Genomic DNA, 15,239 nt, shown 5'->3' on the forward strand with positions numbered 1-15,239 from the left:
GCACTAGTGTTCACCGACCTTCGCGCCACGCAGAAGACTGAAGGCCATGGCGCCGAGCAAGGCGACTCCGGCCAGCAATACGCCCCATAAGCCGATGCGTTTCCAGTCTGCGGCAGACTGCGCTGCAGAGGCGGCCTGACGCACCGCCGCCGGCACCGTCTCGGGCGCCGTTGCGCGCCCCAGGCTGGTCAGGCGCCTGGGCTCGTAGCCGGGGATCAGGGTGCCCAGCGGCAGTGCCGCGGAGCGTGCCGAGGCATCGCCCAGGGCCAACCGATAGGGCGCGGAACCGCGGGCGAGGAACACCACCTGGGTCGCGCGCACCGCCACCCGGATGGTCGCCCCCTCGCTGCCGAGGCCACCACCGCGGGCGTCGACACGCATACGCAGCTGCTGCACCGGCGTGCCCCACAGCTCGATCTCGTCCCGCAGCACTTCCTTGCCGTCCTGCGGCAGGCGATAGAGCAGGCCACTGGTCAGTGGTCGCCAGTCCAGCTTGCCGGCACCGCGCGAGGCCAGGCTGACCGGCGCCAGCACGTTGCCGGCCGGCAGCTCGACACGAATCTTCTGCAGCGGCAGCGACAGAGGCAGCTCCCAGCTGTACTCGCCGGCCTTGCTCGAAGTCGGCCGCAGCGGCGCGGACCAGGCCAGCGAGGGGGCGGCCGCCTGGTTCTCGATGCTCACCACACGCACGGCAAGCAGCGCCGGCGCCTGCTGCGGCGCCTGCCAGAGCAGGCGCAGGTAGCGCGCCTTGGCGCCCGGCAGCGCCACCTCGCGCTGCTCGACACGCTCGCCATCGAAGCTCAGGCGGGCGATCTGCCCATCCGCCCAGCGCTGCCAGTGCTGCAGGTCGTCGCTGGCCTCGATGGAGAAGCGCTGGAAGCCCTCCTGCTCGGCGCTCCAGTCCAGCTGCAGACGGTGCAGCGGTTGATCGAAGGTGCTGGCATCCAGCAGCCAGCCGCGCAGGATCTGCTCGTCCTGCCCGGCCTGCTCCGGCGCCACCTCCACCAGGGTGCCGCTGGTACTGCGCTGCACGCGAATGGCCGGTACCGCCTGGGTATCGGCCGTGCCGCGCAGCGGGAACCATTTCACCGCCGCCTCCCGGCGTTTTTCCTCGGATTGGGCGCTGCCCAGGGTCAGGGCATAGGCCAGCTCCTCGCTCTCGGTATTGAGCACCCGCAGGTCACGCAGGTCGGTATGACGGGCAGCCATCTGCAGTGACAGCGGCAGCTCCAGGCGATACCAGGGTCCCTCGCCTTCCAGCGCCAGCGGCACCTGGGTCGCATAGTCGGCCCGCGCCAGCGGCGCCATGAGCAGCGCCGCGAGGGCAATCGAGAGGTACTTGTTCATGAGTTCACCTGTGTGGGCTCGGCTTTGCGCGGAGGCAGCGGGGCGAAGTAGCCGACCACCAGGAGCAGAACGCCGACGCCGATGAAGGAAACGATGCGCTCCAGGCCACCGCGGTTGCCCAGCTCGACGAAGAACAGCTTGGCCACCACCACGGCGATCAGCGCCGCGCCCAGCAGCCAAAGCTCGCGGCGGCCACGCAGGTGGCCGAGGATCATCAGCGGCAGGGCGATCAGGGTCCAGACGATGGACAGGCCGGCCTGCACCAGCATCGAGTCGAGCAGCGCATCCAGCTCGTAGGGCACGCCGCCCCAATGATGGGCCGCGCGGAATACGCTGGCAGTCAGCACCACGAACAGCGAGGCACCGGCGACGGTCTGCGCGATGCGCTCGCCATACGCCGCCAGCCCCAGCTGCGGCAGGCCGCCGCGCAGCCAGGTGTAGATCGCCAGCAGTACCAGCAGCATGCCCAGCTCCAGCGGGTTGAGCAGCGGCAGGTAGGGCAACGGATCGGCACTGCCGTCGCTGGCGATGTTGGCCAGCCACAACCAGCCGAGCATCAGCAGCGCCAGTGGCGCGGCCGCCAGCACCCGGTATTCGCGCGGGTAGGCCGCTACCGGCCAGGGCCAGGCGCGCGGTGCGGCCATGGCCAGGAGGAAGGCACTCGGCAACACGGCCCAGCCCAGCCAACGCCAGGCGTTGTAGTGCTCGGCCAGCAGCATCAGACCATAACGCAACTCCAGGGCCAGCACGCCGAGAATCAGCCAGCAGCCCAGCACATGGGCCGCGCTGCGCACACCCGCCGGCAGCAGCTCGGCCAGGCGCTTGAGCGACCACAGGTGCACGGCGAACAGCAGGCCCCAGCCGAGCCAGCCGAAGCCGACCGCTGGATGGTAGAGGTGGTGCGCCAGGTGCAGCAGAATCACCAAGCCGGCCGGCACCAGCAAGGTGCACAGCAGGGCCAGGGAGCGCCAGCGCAGGCGCCCGGCCAGCCAGGCCCACAGCGCCACGCTGAGCGCGGCCAGCGCCAGCAGCGCGGCGCCCTGCAGCTCGGCCGCGACGAAACGCAGCACCTCGCTGGCCAGGGCCAGCGCCCACCAGCCGGCGCCCCAGGCCAGCAACAGCTGGGAAAAACGCTGCAGGCTCAGGCTACCCAGGCTGCCGGCCTGCTGGCGCAGTAGTACATGGCGCAGGCGCCAGGCGCCGACCTGCGCGGCCAGGCCCAGCACCAGCGGCGCCCAGAAGCCGGAATGCGCCAGCGGACGCAGCCCCTCGCTGGGCAAATAACCGAGCAGCAATGGGCTGGCGGCGAGGAAGGCGATGCCACCGACCACCTGCAGCAACAGGCCGAACAGGAAGCTGGCGCGCAGCTGCAGCTGCAGGCTGAGCCAGAGGATCAGCAGGCCGCTGCCGGCCCACACCGCCGCGGCGCTCTGCCAGGGCAGCACGAACAGCACGGCGAGGTTGACGAACAGCAGGCCGACCAGCATCACCAGCGACAGGCCGCGCATCAGCCGGCGATCCTCGCTGACCAGCTTGTCGCGCACCGCGATCAGCATGCCGGCCACCAGTGCCAGGCCGATCAGCGAGCAGACCAGCAGGCCGCGCCAGCCGGAATAGAACACCCCGGACTCGCCCAGCCCGCTACCCTGCATCTGCGTGAGGAACACCGCGCCACCGAGCAACTGCACGGCGAAGGCCGTGAACAGGAAACTGCGCGCCTGCAGGCGCAGGCCAACGAACAAGGTGGCCAGCCCCGCCAGCGCCCAGACGATGGCCGTACCCTCGGCGCCGAAACACAGCGGCGCGATCAGGTAGAGAAACAGCAGGCCCGCCACCGCCAGCCAGGGCAGGCCACGACGCTCCCAGTCGCGACTCGCCTCCTGCGGCGCACGACGCAGCTGCCAGAAGCTGAACAGCAACGCCACGCCGAGCATCAGCGCACCCAGCGGCGCACCGTCGAGCAGGTTGTCGTAGCCGATATCGACCTGGCCGAGGAAGGCCAGCGCCGCACCGGCCTGCAGCAGCAGGGCGAAGATGCGCGCCAGCGGCCGCCCCTGGCGCAGGCCCAGCCAGTAGATGCCGGCGCCCTCCACCGCCCAGGCGGCGGAAGTCCAGCGCGCATCCAGGCCCAGCGGGATGGCCAGGGTAGCGAACACCACGCCCAGCGCCAGGCAGGTCTCCATCAACAGCAGCACATGGCGCCCGCGCAGCAGTCGCGCCAGCAGCAGGTAGAACAGGCCGAGGCCCAGGGCGCTGAAGGCGGCGGCGAATTCGAGGTGCTGGACGATGGCGTACTGCAGGCCGAAGCCCACCAGCGGCGGGCCGAACAGCACGGTGGCGTCGACATAGTCGGCGCGCCCGCGCGACCAGCGCAGCAACTCGTCGCGACCCTCCGGCGCGTCCGCCGCCTCGCGCAGCTTGCGCCGGGCGAACAGCAGGCCGATGGCCACGTACATCAGGAAAAACACAATCAGGAACGGCTCGCTGCTCCACAGCAGCTCCGGGGTGTAGGAGCGCAGGCCCCAGGCGAAGCCGATGCCGAAGGTGCCGAGGAAGCCGACCAGGTTGAGCAGGCGCCAGGCCTTGAACCAGGCGATGGCGAGGATGCCGGCGTTGAGCAGGATGAAGTAGCTGAACAGCGCCACATGGTTGCCACTGCCGGTGGAGGTGAGGATCGGCGCGGCGAAGCCGCCGAGTGCCGCCGCCACTGCCAGGCCCAGGGCGTTCTGCGCCACGGCGAGGATGGCCGAGAAGGCGGTGACCAGCACCAGCAGGCCGAGCGCCAGCTTGGGGTCGAGCAGCGGGTGCAGGCGCATGGCGGCGAACACCGTCAGGTACAGCACGGCAATGCCGGTGCCCTGCAGCATCAGGCCGTAGCTGGGGTTGCGCCAGCGCAACCACCAGCCGAGGCCGAGCAGGGCGATGGCGCTGGCCGCCACGCCGGCATAGCGCAGTTCCACCGGCACCACCATGCCCTCGGTGGCGTAACGCAGGAGGAAGGCCAGGCCGAGGAACAGCAGCACCACACCAACGCGCAGCACGGTATTGCCACCGAGCAACCAGGCCTTGGCCAGGGCGAAAGCGCGGGCGATGGGCGAGGGTTCGCGCGGCGGCGCCGGCTGACGCGGGGTAGCCGGGCGGGGAGATGGCGAAGGCTCGACAGGTGCAGCGACCGGTTCAGCCTGTAGCTGGGGCTCCGGGGCCGGGGTGGCGGGCAGTTCCGGCAGTTCCCAGACCAGCTCGTCGGCCGATCTCTCAGGCAGAGGCCCTGCCTCGACCGGTGCCGGTTCGGGCCCAGGCCTGGGTGGAGTGGCTGTGGCTGCAGCCGGCGCCTGCGACTCGGCTGCGGCGCCCGCCGGCTGGCCACTCTCCAGCCGGACCAGGCGCTCGACCACGGCCGTGGTGCCGCGCTCGAAGCGCTCGGCGAAGCCCTTCAGCTCCTGGCGCAACCGCGCATTGTCGGCCGCCAGCTGCTGCAAGCGCAGTGCCTGGCCCAGGCCCAGACCGATCAGCCCGCCGAGCAGGGCGGAGGTCACCGATTCTCCGGCCAGTGCACCGAGCACCAGGCCGACCAGCATGAAGATCCATTGCATGCAGTAATTCCCGAGCCGTTGAGGCGAAGTCCCTGGGAGGAGCTGCGAGTATATCGGCGCACCTGCGAGACACTACAAAGACGTAGGCCAACTGGCGCACAGACACAACGCTTCGCTTGCTTACTTTCCTCCGGGTTGCGGCCCGCCGCTGCGCAGGGCCTGGCTCACGGAAATGAAAAAGCCCCGCCGAGGCGGGGCTTTCGTCACCGGACAGCGCTTAGAACTGCGCGGCATCCAGCAGGTACAGCGACTCGCTACCGGCCTTGACCGAGGCGGTCAGCGAGTGGATGCGCGGCAGCAGGCGGGCGAAGAAGAAGCGCGCGGTACCCAGCTTGCTGGCGTAGAAGTCGTCCTGACCTTCCTTACCCAGCGCGGCACGGGCCATCAGCGCCCACATGTAGGCGTAGGCGGTGTAGCCGAACACGTGCAGGTACTCCACCGAGGCGGCGCCGATCTCGTTCGGGTTGGCCTTGGCCTGCTCGATCACCCACAGGGTCAGGGCATCGAGGTTCTCCACGGCGGCCTTCAGCGGGCCGGTGAACTCGGCCAGCGAGGCATCGGCGGAAGCGACGAAGCCCTTGATCTCGTCGGACAGGTGCTTGTAGAAGCTGCCACCGCTGCCGACGATCTTGCGGCCCATCAGGTCCAGCGACTGGATGCCGTTGGTGCCTTCGTAGATCTGGGTGATGCGGCAGTCGCGGATCAGCTGCTCCTGGCCCCACTCGCGGATGAAGCCGTGGCCGCCGAAGATCTGCTGGCCGTGCACGGTGGTTTCCAGGCCCATGTCGGTGAGGAAGGCCTTGGCCACCGGGGTCAGCAGGGCGACCAGCTCCTCGGCGCGCTTGGCGGTTGCCTTGTCTTCGCTGTACTTGGCGGTGTCCAGCTGCATGGCGACGTAGCTGGAGAAGGCGCGGCCACCCTCGTTCAGCGCCTTCATGGTCAGCAGCATGCGGCGCACGTCCGGATGCACGATGATCGGGTCGGCCGCCTTGTCCTTGGCCACCGGGCCGGTCGGCGCGCGGCTCTGGATACGCTCGCGGGCGTACTCGACGGCGCTCTGGTAGGAACGCTCGCCCAGGGCCAGGCCCTGGATGCCGACGCCCAGGCGCTCGTAGTTCATCATGGTGAACATGGCGTTGAGGCCCTTGTTCACCTCGCCGACCAGGTAGCCGGTGGCGCCGTCGAAGTTCATCACGCAGGTGGCCGAGGCCTTGATGCCCATCTTGTGCTCGATCGAGCCGCAGCCCAGCGAGTTCTTCGCGCCCAGCGAGCCGTCGGCATTGACCATCACCTTCGGCACCAGGAACAGCGAGATGCCTTTCGGGCCGGCCGGGGCGTCCGGCAGCTTGGCCAGCACCAGGTGGATGATGTTCTCGGTCAGGTCGTGCTCACCGCCGGTGATGAAGATCTTGGTGCCGCTGATCTTGTAGCTGCCATCGGCCTGCGGTTCGGCCTTGGTGCGGATGATGCCCAGGTCTGTACCGGCGTGCGGCTCGGTCAGGCACATGGAACCGGCCCAGACGCCGGCGTACATGTTCGGCAGGTACTGCTGCTTCAGCTCTTCGCTGGCGTGGTTGAGGATCGACAGGCAGGCGCCGGCGGTCAGCATCGGGTACAGACCGAAGGACAGGTTGGCCGAGTTGACCATCTCCTCGACCTGGGCGCCGATCACCTTGGGCATGCCCATGCCGCCGAACTCCGGCGAGCCGCCGACACCGACCCAGCCGCCTTCGGCGTAGGTCTGGTAGGCCTCGGGGAAGCCGGCCGGGGTCTTCACCGCGCCGTCGGTCCAGCTGCAGCCTTCCTCGTCGCCGCTGCGGTTCAGCGGGGCGATGGTGCCGGCGGTGACCTTGCCGGCCTCTTCGAGGATGGCGGCGGCGGTGTCGGCGTCGACCACTTCGGCCAGGCCGGGCAGCTCGGCCCACAGCTTGGAGACGTCGAAGACTTCATTGAGAACGAAGCGCATGTCGCGCAGGGGAGCTTTGTAGTCGGCCATGGAGCAATCCTCGAACGAGACGACGGTGCGGTCGACGGACCGCGAACACAGAGGCGATCGAGTTTAGCGGAACAACCAATAGGAGATAAGAGGTCGAATAGTGACCAATAATCCACGCCGCGCTCACGCCTAGACCGGACTGTGGTAGCCCTGAAAAAACAGGCACTTGCCGCCCTGACCGGACGTCGGCCGCCTAGCCCTGCGCCTCGCTCACCCGCACTGCGCCACGGCGGTTCTCACCCTGGGCCACCACGCAGTTGCGCCCGGCGCGCTTGGCAGCGTAGAGCGCCTTGTCGGCATTGCGGATCACTTCCTCGGCACCGCGTTGGTGCGCCTCGCGCTCGGCCACGCCGATGCTGATGGTCACCGACACGCTGGCCGTGCTGGCGGCCTTGCGCCGCTGGCGCCCTTCCTTGTCGTTCTGCGGCCGCTGGCGCTTGTCGCGCAGCTGCAGCGGATAGCCTTCCACCGCCTGGCGCACCGCCTCCAGGTGCGGCCGGCACTCGTCGATGGACTTGCCGGGGAACACCAGGGTGAACTCCTCGCCGCCGTAGCGGTAGGCCTTGCCACCGCCACCGACCTTGCGCAGCTGACTGGCGACCAGCCTGAGCACCTGGTCGCCAACGTCGTGGCCATGGGTGTCGTTGAATTTCTTGAAGTGGTCGACGTCGGCCATGGCGATCACGTAGCTGCGCCCCAGGCGCTCCAGGCGGTCGTTCAGCGCGCGGCGCCCGGGCAGGCCGGTGAGCTCGTCGCGGTAGGCCATCTGATAGGCCTCATGCACCACCGCCGCCACGATCATCAGCATCACCAGGCTGCTCATTACCTGCAGCGCATGCGGCAGGATGAAGGTATTGGGCAGCATCCACAGCAGACCGAGCAGGCCGAGCAGCAGCGCCGCATGCAGTGGCCGTGGCTGGCGCAGGTACTGCACCAGCAGCAGCCCGCCGGCGAGCAGGAACAGCGGGTAGGCCAGCTGGACCAGGCTCATCCACTGGCCATGCCAGAGCGGCCAGTGGACTTCGGTGAGCCAGCCCTGCAGCTGTGCGGGAAAGCGCCGCGCCAGGGCCAGCGCGGTGCCGCCGACAGCCAGCAGCACGGCGGCACGGGCGACCAGGTCCTGCACTAGGTGACTACGCTCGCGCCAGGCACCATACAGGCCGTAGAGCAGCGGCAGCAGCAGGCTGCACAGGTGGAACACCAGGGCCGCATCGGCACGCACCTGGCCCTGCTCGCGGAAATGGTCGGTCTGGATATCCAGCAGGAAGTAGGCGAGGTAGACCACCGCCAGCAGGGAGAACTCGCGCTGGCGGCCATAGACCACGCAGAAGGTGCCGCCGAGCAGCAGGAGCAGGGTCGGCAACACGTTGAACAGCGACAGGAAGAACTCGCTCAGCTCGCCCAGGCGAGCCACCAGCAGGCCGGCCAGCAGCAGCGGCAGGGCGGTCAGCAGATGGGCGGGGCGGTAGGCACTGAGTGGCGGCAAGGTCGGAGTCGTGAGCAGCGGAAGATGCGGCATTCTGCCTGTATCGGACGCAAAGGGCAGCGGCAATCCTTCTCATTCTGACGATTGCGCGACGCAGCGCCCTGGCGCGGGCGAAAAAAAACCGCAGCCCGAAGGCTGCGGTTTTCTGACCCGAGGTCGAACCGGACTCAGTAGCCCAGAGCGAAGTGCTCTTCGTTCATGTCCATCAGGTTGTTGGCGCCGGACAGCATGGCTTCCACGTGGGTGCGGGTACGCGGCAGGATGCGCTGGAAGTAGAAGCGCGCGGTCTGCAGCTTGGCCTTGTAGAAGGCTTCGTCGTCGGTACCGGCAGCCAGCTTCTCGGCGGCCAGGCGCGCCATGTCGGCCCAGAAGTAGGCCAGGCAGGCGTAGCCGGAGTACATCAGGTAGTCCACGGAAGCGGCGCCGACTTCTTCGCGATCCTTCATCGCAGCCATGCCGATCTTCATGGTGATGTCGCCCCACTCCTTGTTCAGCTGGGCCAGCGGTGCGACGAATTCCTTGACGGACTCGTTGCCTTCGTTGGCCTGGCAGAACTTGTGCACGATCTTGGTGAAGTTCTTCAGCGCGCCGCCCTGGGTCATCAGTACCTTGCGACCCAGCAGGTCGAGGGCCTGAACGCCGGTGGTGCCTTCGTACATCATCGAGATACGGCAGTCGCGCATGTTCTGCTCCATGCCCCACTCGGCGATGAAGCCGTGGCCGCCATAGATCTGCATGCCGTGGGAGGAGGCTTCGAAACCGACTTCGGTCATGAAGGCCTTGGCGATCGGAGTGAGGAAAGCCAGCAGCTCGTCGGCGGCCTTCTTCTGCTCTTCGTCCTGGCTGTACTTGACCAGGTCAACCTGCTTGGCGGCGAAGTAGACCATGGCGCGGTTGCCTTCGGCGAAGGCCTTCATGGTCAGCAGCATGCGACGCACGTCCGGGTGGACGATGATCGGGTCGGCGGCCTTGTCCGGCGCTTTCGGACCGGTCAGGGAACGCATCTGCAGACGCTCGCGGGCATACTTCAGGCCGCCCTGGAAGGCGATCTCGGCGTGGGCCAGGCCCTGCAGAGCGGTACCCAGGCGAGCGGTGTTCATGAAGGTGAACATGCAGTTCAGGCCCTTGTTCGGCGGGCCGATCAGGAAGCCGGTGGCGCCGTCGAAGTTCATCACGCAGGTGGCGTTGCCGTGGATGCCCATCTTGTGCTCGATCGAGCCGCAGGAAACGCTGTTGCGCTGACCGGCGGAACCATCGGCGTTCGGCAGGAACTTCGGCACGATGAACAGGGAGATACCCTTGGTGCCCTGCGGGGCGTCGGGCAGGCGGGCCAGCACGATGTGGACGATGTTGCCCGACATGTCGTGCTCGCCGGCGGAGATGAAGATCTTGGTGCCGGAAACCTTGTAGGAACCGTCGGCCTGGGGCTCGGCCTTGGTGCGCAGCATGCCCAGGTCGGTACCGCAGTGCGGCTCGGTCAGGCACATGGTGCCGGTCCACTCGCCGGAAACCAGCTTGGTCAGGTAGGTGTGCTTCTGCTCGTCGGTGCCGTGCTCGGAGATGGTGTTCATGGCGCCGTGCGACAGGCCCGGGTACATGCCCCAGGACCAGTTGGCTTCGCCAACCATTTCGCTGATGGCCAGGCCCAGGGATTCCGGCAGGCCCTGACCGCCGTGATCGACGTCATGGGCCAGGCTCGGCCAGCCGCCTTCGACGAACTGCTGGTAGGCTTCCTTGAAGCCGGTCGGGGTCTTCACGCCTTCCGGAGTCCAGGTGCAGCCCTCGATGTCACCCACACGGTTCAGCGGAGCGATTACCTGCTCGCAGAACTTGGCGCCTTCTTCGAGGATGGCGTTGACCATGTCCGGGGTAGCATCTTGGCAAGCCGGCAGGCTCTGATAGTGCGCTTCGTAGCCGAGCAGTTCGTCGCGAACGAAGCGGATATCACGCAAGGGGGCCTTGTACTCAGGCATAGCGGTAAACCTCTACGGTGGATTCCTTAGTGTGGGGGTGACCGTCTGGAGCGGTCGTTCGCGGGATTTCTCCCGACGCCCGGCAGGCACGAACCGGCCTGGCAATCAAACAGGCGTTTGAAACATACGTTTACGCCCTACCCTTGTCAAGCACCCGCCAGCGACCTTTCAGACCAGCAGGTCGACCGCTGGCACCGGGGCCTGCAGCTGGGCCAGACGCAGATACAGATCCAGTCTAGGCGCTGGCGGCAGCGCCTGCCGCTCTTCCTCCTCGCGCCCCTCCTCCTCGCGGGCCTGGCGCTCTTCCTCCGCGGCCAGCCGTTCCTCGCGCTGCAGCACGCGCTCCTCGGCGCTCGCGGCCTGCTCCTCGCGGCGCAGCTGGGCCAGCTCGGCGCGCGCCTCGGCGGCCTGGGCGGCGGCCTGGGCGGCGACCCGGCGATCCTGGGCCGAAGGCTCGGCCGGGGCCAGGGCCGCGCGCTGCACCAGCTCCATCTTGCGCAGGGTGGCTTCGGGGTCGTTGGGAATGGGGCTGGTGTCGATGCTCACTTCGCCGCCGACGGCGTAGCGCTTGCCATCGGGGCCGCGGGCGAAGGTATAGGTGGGAGCGCCGGCATAGGCGCCGCCGACCGCCGCGTGGGCCTGCTCGTGGGCGCGCACTTCGCGGTCGCGGCTGGCCAGCTCGGCGATTTCCAGCTGCTCCTGGCGTTGCTGCTGGACTTCGCGGGGGGATGCCTTTTCCTCCTCCGCCTCGCCGCGTGCCGGGCTGGCCGCCTCGTCGCGCAGGGCAGCATCATCGCCGGCGGCGACTGACTGGCCAGCAGGAAGCGATTCCTCGGAGGGGGCGGGCTGGGAAAGACTGGACGAAACGGGACGGGCCGCCTGGGACAACGGCAGAGGCGCAACATAGGACGTGGCGCTGCCGATCTGCATCGGACTCCTCCTCGCCCGGGCGGGCGAGCCCTCTATCTACTGCGGCGCCGACGCTCCGGTCAGGCGCGGGTGTCGATCAGGGTGCCCAGCACCTCGTCGGCGGTCTCGACCACGCGGGCACTGGCCTGCACCTCGTTGCGGCCCTGGGTCAGGCCGACCAGGCTCTCGGCCAGATCGGCCTGGGTGTTGGCCTGGCTCTGCTGGCTCGGCTCGACCTGCTGGGCAGGGGGCGTCTCGGCCGACGGCTGGGTTGGCAGGGTGTTGCTGGCGATTTCGCTGGCGGCCTGCTCGACGCGACGCTGCCCGGCCTGGATGCCGCTGAGACCCGCGCTGAAGGCGTTACCGGAGATTTCCATGCTTGCGACTCCCTGATGGGGACAGACTCATGCAGCAATTGAAGCAGAAAATGCTCAAAAAACGTACAAGCAATGCGCTATGGTCGATCAGCGGCTTATAACGCGGGGAGTCGCAGATGGCTCGCCACCGCCGCCGGGCTCGCCTGCGCCAGGCGCGGCACCTGCCCCAGGCAGGGCGCCGCCAGGCGCTCGGTGAGGGTCGCCAGGTTCTCCTCCAGGCGCGAGGTGTGCGGGTCGACGATATTGGCCACCCAGCCGGCCAGGCGCAGGCCGTCGCGGGCGATGGCCTCGGCGGTGAGCACCGCGTGGTTGATGCAGCCCAGGCGCACGCCGACCACCAGGATCACCGGCAGGCCGAGCGCCACGGCCAGGTCGGCCAGGGTCTCGCGACCGGCCAGCGGCACGCGCCAGCCGCCGGCGCCCTCGACCAGGGTGAAATCGGCGCCGCGCTGCAGCACGTGGCGCACCGCCGGCTGCAGGCGCGCCACGCTCAGCTCGACGCCCGCCTCGCGCGCCGCCAGGTGCGGGGCGATGGCCGGCGCGAAGGCGAACGGATTGACCTCGGCGTAGTCCAGCGCCAGCGAACATTCCCCGAGCAGGGCCAGGGCATCGTCGTTGCGCAGCCCCTCGGGCGTCTGCTCGCAGCCGGAAGCCACCGGCTTGGCCGCCGCCGTGCTCAGCCCGGCAAGGCGCGCGGCGTGCAGCAGGCCGGCGGCGATGGTGGTCTTGCCGATCTCGGTATCCGTGCCAGTGACAAAGAAGGCCTGGGACATGAAGTGGTTCCTCGGAATCGCGGGGCGCCTATTCGGGCCGTTGCAGCACGCCGTAGACCACCTGGTAGGTGGCCGGCAGCCCCTGGGGCTGGCGGAAACGCTCGTAGGCCTCGACCAGGGCGCGGATGCGCGCGCGCCCGGTCAGGCCGCCGGGACGCCCCGGGTTGAGGTTGTGCGCGCCGAGGGCCTTGAGCTCGTGGGTCAGGGCGCGCAGGTCGGGGAAGTGCAGCACCTTGGCCCGCCGTTCCAGCGCCAGCGGCTGCAGGCCGCTGGCCGCGCACAGCTGCTGGTAGTCGGCGAAGCGGCGGAAGCGGTTGACGTGGACGAAGCCGTCCACCGCCTGCCAGCTGTCGCGCAGCTCCTGCAGGGTGCCGACACACAGGCTGCTGAAGGCCAGCACGCCGCCCGGGCGCAGCGCGCGGCGCGCCTCGGCCAGCACGGCGGCGAAGTCGCCGCACCACTGCACGGCCAGGCTGGAGAAGATCAGGTCGCAGCCGGCCTCGCGCAGCGGCAGGCGCTCGGCGTCGCCGGCGACGAAGTGCTGCGCCCCGCCCAGCGGACGGGCATGGCGCAGCATGCCCTCGGCCAGGTCCAGGGCCACGCCCTCGGCCGCCGGGTAGCGCGCGGCCAGCACCCGACTGAAATGCCCGGTGCCGCAGCCGAGGTCGAGCCAGCGCCGCGGCGCCAGGCTCAGCGGCAGGCGTGCCAGCAGCTCGATGCCGACATCGCGCTGCAGGGCGGCGACGCTGTCGTAGCTGTCCGCCGCGCGGGAGAAGGATTCGGCGACCCGGCGCTTGTCCGGCAGGCCGCTCTGCTCGTGCCAGTCAGTCATGGTCGGCCTCGCCGAGGAAGGCCAGTACCGCCGCCGCCACCTCGTGCGGGCGCTCCAGCGGGAAGGCGTGGCTGACGTCCTCGATCAGCCCGACCTCGATGTCCGGCTGCAGCATCAGCAGCTCGCCGGCCACCTCGGCCGGCACCAGCGCATCGGCGCCGGCCAGCAGGTGCAGCTGCGGCCCGGCGAAGCGCTGCAGGGCGCTGCGCCCGTCGAAGTTGCCGAGCACTTCCAGCCCGGCCAGCAGCACCTCGGGCGCCAGGTGCGGCGCCGCGGCCTGCAGCTGGCGCGCCAGGCCGCGCGCCTCGGCCGAGCCCTGGGTGCAGAGCAGGCTGAAGCGCTTGAGGGTGGCGGCGGGATTGTCGCGGCAGCCGGCGACGAAGGCGGCGAAGGTGGCCTCGTGCATGCCGCAGGGCCAGTCCGCCCCGGCGACGAAGCAGGGGTTGCTGGCCAGGGTCAGCAGACCGCGGCAACGCTCGCCGCGCAGGGCCGCCAGCTCGCTGGCAAGCATGCCACCGAGCGACCAGCCGCCCAGCCAGGTATGCGGCGGCAGACGCTCGTCCAGCTCCAGCAGCCAGTCGCGCGGCTCGCCTGACGCCAGCTCCGGCAGCGGCTCGATTTCCACCCTGAGTGCCGGGTCGAGCCCGCGCAGGGCCTCGGCCAGCACTTCCAGCGGCAGGCTACCCAGGCCCCAGCCGGGCAACAGGATCAGCTGGTCACGCATCGCGGGCCACCTGCGGCCAGCACTCGGCCAAGGCTTGCAGCAGGCGCTCCAGCTGCGCCTCGCTGTGGGCGGCGGACAGGGTCACGCGCAGGCGCGCGCTGCCGGCCGGCACGGTCGGCGGACGGATGGCGCCGACCAGCAGGCCGCGCTCTTTCAGCAGCGCCGAGAGCTGCAGGGCGCGCGCGCTGTCGCCGACCAGGATCGGCTGGATCGGCGTCGGGCTGGCCATCAGGCTCAGGCCGATCTCGGCGGCGCCGGCACGGAAACGGGCGATCAGCCGGCTGAGGTGCTCGCGGCGCCAGCCTTCCGTGCGCAGCAGCTCCAGGCTCTTCAGCGTGGCGCAGGCCACGGCCGGCGGCTGGCTGGTGGTGTAGATGTAGGGGCGGGCGAACTGGATCAGCGTCTCGATCAGCTCCTCGCTGCCGGCGACGAAGGCGCCGGCGGTGCCGAAGGCCTTGCCCAGGGTACCGACCAGCACCGGCACGTCCTCCATGCCCAGACCGAAGTGCTCGACGATGCCGCCGCCGGTGGCGCCCAGCGGGCCGAAGCCGTGGGCGTCGTCGACCATCACCCAGGCCCCCTTGCTGCGCGCCTCGGCGCACAACGCCGGCAGGTCGGCCAGATCACCGTCCATGCTGAACACGCCGTCGGTCACCACCAGGGTGTTGCCAGAGGCACCGTCCAGGCGCTTGCCCAGGCTGGCCGCGTCGTTGTGCAGGTAGCGCGAGAAGCGCGCGCCGGACAGCAGGCCGGCGTCCAGCAGGGAGGCGTGGTTGAGGCGGTCCTCCAGCACCGTGTCGCCCTGTCCGACCAGCGCCGTCACCGCCGCCAGGTTGGCCATGTAGCCGGTGGAGAACAGCAGCGCGCGGGGCCGCCCGGTGAACTCGGCCAGGGCTTCTTCCAGCGCGTGGTGCGGGGTGCTGTGGCCGATCACCAGGTGCGAGGCGCCACCACCGACACCCCATTTTTCCGCGCCGGCGCGCAGGGCCGCGATCACCTCGGGGTGATTGGCCAGGCCCAGGTAGTCGTTGGCGCAGAAGGCCAGCAGCTCGCGGCCGTCGACCCGCACCAGTGGCCCCTGCGGGCCGTCCAGCAGCGGGCGCTGGCGATACAGGTGAGCGGCGCGGCGCTCGGCGAGACGGGTGGCGAGATCGAAAGGCATGGCTATCTCGAATGAGGCTTTGACTCTCCTCTCCCGTGTGCGGGAGAGGAGCCGGGGAAGAGGGTTG

At 69.4% G+C, this 15,239-nt stretch carries 11 protein-coding genes; all 11 read right to left on the reverse strand.

Going from position 1 to position 15,239, the window contains the following annotated elements; translation table 11 throughout:
* Window positions 1-3: 3 nt before the first annotated feature.
* Window positions 4-1,347 carry a DUF3999 domain-containing protein gene (locus AAG092_RS08575; RefSeq protein WP_373389347.1) on the reverse strand — a complete coding sequence of 448 codons (1,344 nt, stop codon included), beginning with the start codon at window positions 1,345-1,347 and terminating at the stop codon, window positions 4-6.
* The gene (locus AAG092_RS08580) at window positions 1,344-4,940 is read right to left on the reverse strand and encodes a DUF2339 domain-containing protein (RefSeq protein WP_373389349.1); all 3,597 of its coding nucleotides are present in this window, start codon (window positions 4,938-4,940) and stop codon (window positions 1,344-1,346) included. The genes AAG092_RS08575 and AAG092_RS08580 overlap by 4 nt, the downstream gene beginning before the upstream one ends.
* A gap of 217 nt (window positions 4,941-5,157) precedes the next feature.
* Entirely contained in the window at window positions 5,158-6,936 is a 1,779-nt protein-coding gene (locus tag AAG092_RS08585; RefSeq protein ID WP_373389350.1) for an acyl-CoA dehydrogenase C-terminal domain-containing protein, read from the reverse strand.
* A gap of 193 nt (window positions 6,937-7,129) precedes the next feature.
* Window positions 7,130-8,422, reverse strand: coding sequence for a diguanylate cyclase (locus tag AAG092_RS08590; RefSeq protein WP_110683557.1), 1,293 nt, complete (start codon window positions 8,420-8,422; stop codon window positions 7,130-7,132).
* 167 nt (window positions 8,423-8,589) lie between these two features.
* Entirely contained in the window at window positions 8,590-10,395 is a 1,806-nt protein-coding gene (locus tag AAG092_RS08595; protein ID WP_110683407.1) for a phenylacyl-CoA dehydrogenase, read from the reverse strand.
* 168 nt (window positions 10,396-10,563) lie between these two features.
* Window positions 10,564-11,325: a putative metalloprotease CJM1_0395 family protein gene (locus tag AAG092_RS08600; RefSeq protein WP_373389352.1), complete on the reverse strand. Its 762-nt coding sequence runs from the start codon at window positions 11,323-11,325 to the stop codon at window positions 10,564-10,566.
* A gap of 59 nt (window positions 11,326-11,384) precedes the next feature.
* The gene (locus tag AAG092_RS08605) at window positions 11,385-11,681 is read right to left on the reverse strand and encodes a pyrroloquinoline quinone biosynthesis protein PqqE (protein WP_373389353.1); all 297 of its coding nucleotides are present in this window, start codon (window positions 11,679-11,681) and stop codon (window positions 11,385-11,387) included.
* Window positions 11,682-11,776: 95 nt separating this feature from the next.
* The gene (bioD, locus tag AAG092_RS08610) at window positions 11,777-12,454 is read right to left on the reverse strand and encodes a dethiobiotin synthase (protein ID WP_373389354.1); all 678 of its coding nucleotides are present in this window, start codon (window positions 12,452-12,454) and stop codon (window positions 11,777-11,779) included.
* Window positions 12,455-12,482: 28 nt separating this feature from the next.
* Complete coding sequence (bioC, locus tag AAG092_RS08615; RefSeq protein WP_373389355.1) at window positions 12,483-13,286, reverse strand: malonyl-ACP O-methyltransferase BioC; 804 nt, start codon at window positions 13,284-13,286, stop codon at window positions 12,483-12,485.
* Window positions 13,279-14,010, reverse strand: coding sequence for an alpha/beta fold hydrolase (locus tag AAG092_RS08620; protein ID WP_373389356.1), 732 nt, complete (start codon window positions 14,008-14,010; stop codon window positions 13,279-13,281). Before AAG092_RS08620 ends, bioC begins: the two co-directional genes overlap by 8 nt.
* Complete coding sequence (gene bioF, locus AAG092_RS08625; protein ID WP_373389357.1) at window positions 14,003-15,172, reverse strand: 8-amino-7-oxononanoate synthase; 1,170 nt, start codon at window positions 15,170-15,172, stop codon at window positions 14,003-14,005. The genes AAG092_RS08620 and bioF overlap by 8 nt, the downstream gene beginning before the upstream one ends.
* Between the last annotated feature and the right edge of the window lie 67 nt (window positions 15,173-15,239).

The sequence above is a fragment of the Pseudomonas alcaligenes genome (genome assembly GCF_041729615.1).
GTDB lineage: Bacteria > Pseudomonadota > Gammaproteobacteria > Pseudomonadales > Pseudomonadaceae > Aquipseudomonas > Aquipseudomonas alcaligenes_B.

Bases quoted from the DNA above. Each gene is read 5' to 3' on its own strand.
- AAG092_RS08575 (WP_373389347.1), bottom strand. From the start codon at position 1,347: ATGAACAAGTACCTCTCGATTGCCCTCGCGGCGCTGCTCATGGCGCCG.
- AAG092_RS08580 (WP_373389349.1), bottom strand. From the start codon at position 4,940: ATGCAATGGATCTTCATGCTGGTCGGCCTGGTGCTCGGTGCACTGGCC.
- AAG092_RS08585 (WP_373389350.1), bottom strand. From the start codon at position 6,936: ATGGCCGACTACAAAGCTCCCCTGCGCGACATGCGCTTCGTTCTCAAT.
- AAG092_RS08595 (WP_110683407.1), bottom strand. From the start codon at position 10,395: ATGCCTGAGTACAAGGCCCCCTTGCGTGATATCCGCTTCGTTCGCGAC.
- AAG092_RS08600 (WP_373389352.1), bottom strand. From the start codon at position 11,325: ATGCAGATCGGCAGCGCCACGTCCTATGTTGCGCCTCTGCCGTTGTCC.
- AAG092_RS08605 (WP_373389353.1), bottom strand. From the start codon at position 11,681: ATGGAAATCTCCGGTAACGCCTTCAGCGCGGGTCTCAGCGGCATCCAG.
- bioD (WP_373389354.1), bottom strand. From the start codon at position 12,454: ATGTCCCAGGCCTTCTTTGTCACTGGCACGGATACCGAGATCGGCAAG.
- bioC (WP_373389355.1), bottom strand. From the start codon at position 13,286: ATGACTGACTGGCACGAGCAGAGCGGCCTGCCGGACAAGCGCCGGGTC.
- AAG092_RS08620 (WP_373389356.1), bottom strand. From the start codon at position 14,010: ATGCGTGACCAGCTGATCCTGTTGCCCGGCTGGGGCCTGGGTAGCCTG.
- bioF (WP_373389357.1), bottom strand. From the start codon at position 15,172: ATGCCTTTCGATCTCGCCACCCGTCTCGCCGAGCGCCGCGCCGCTCAC.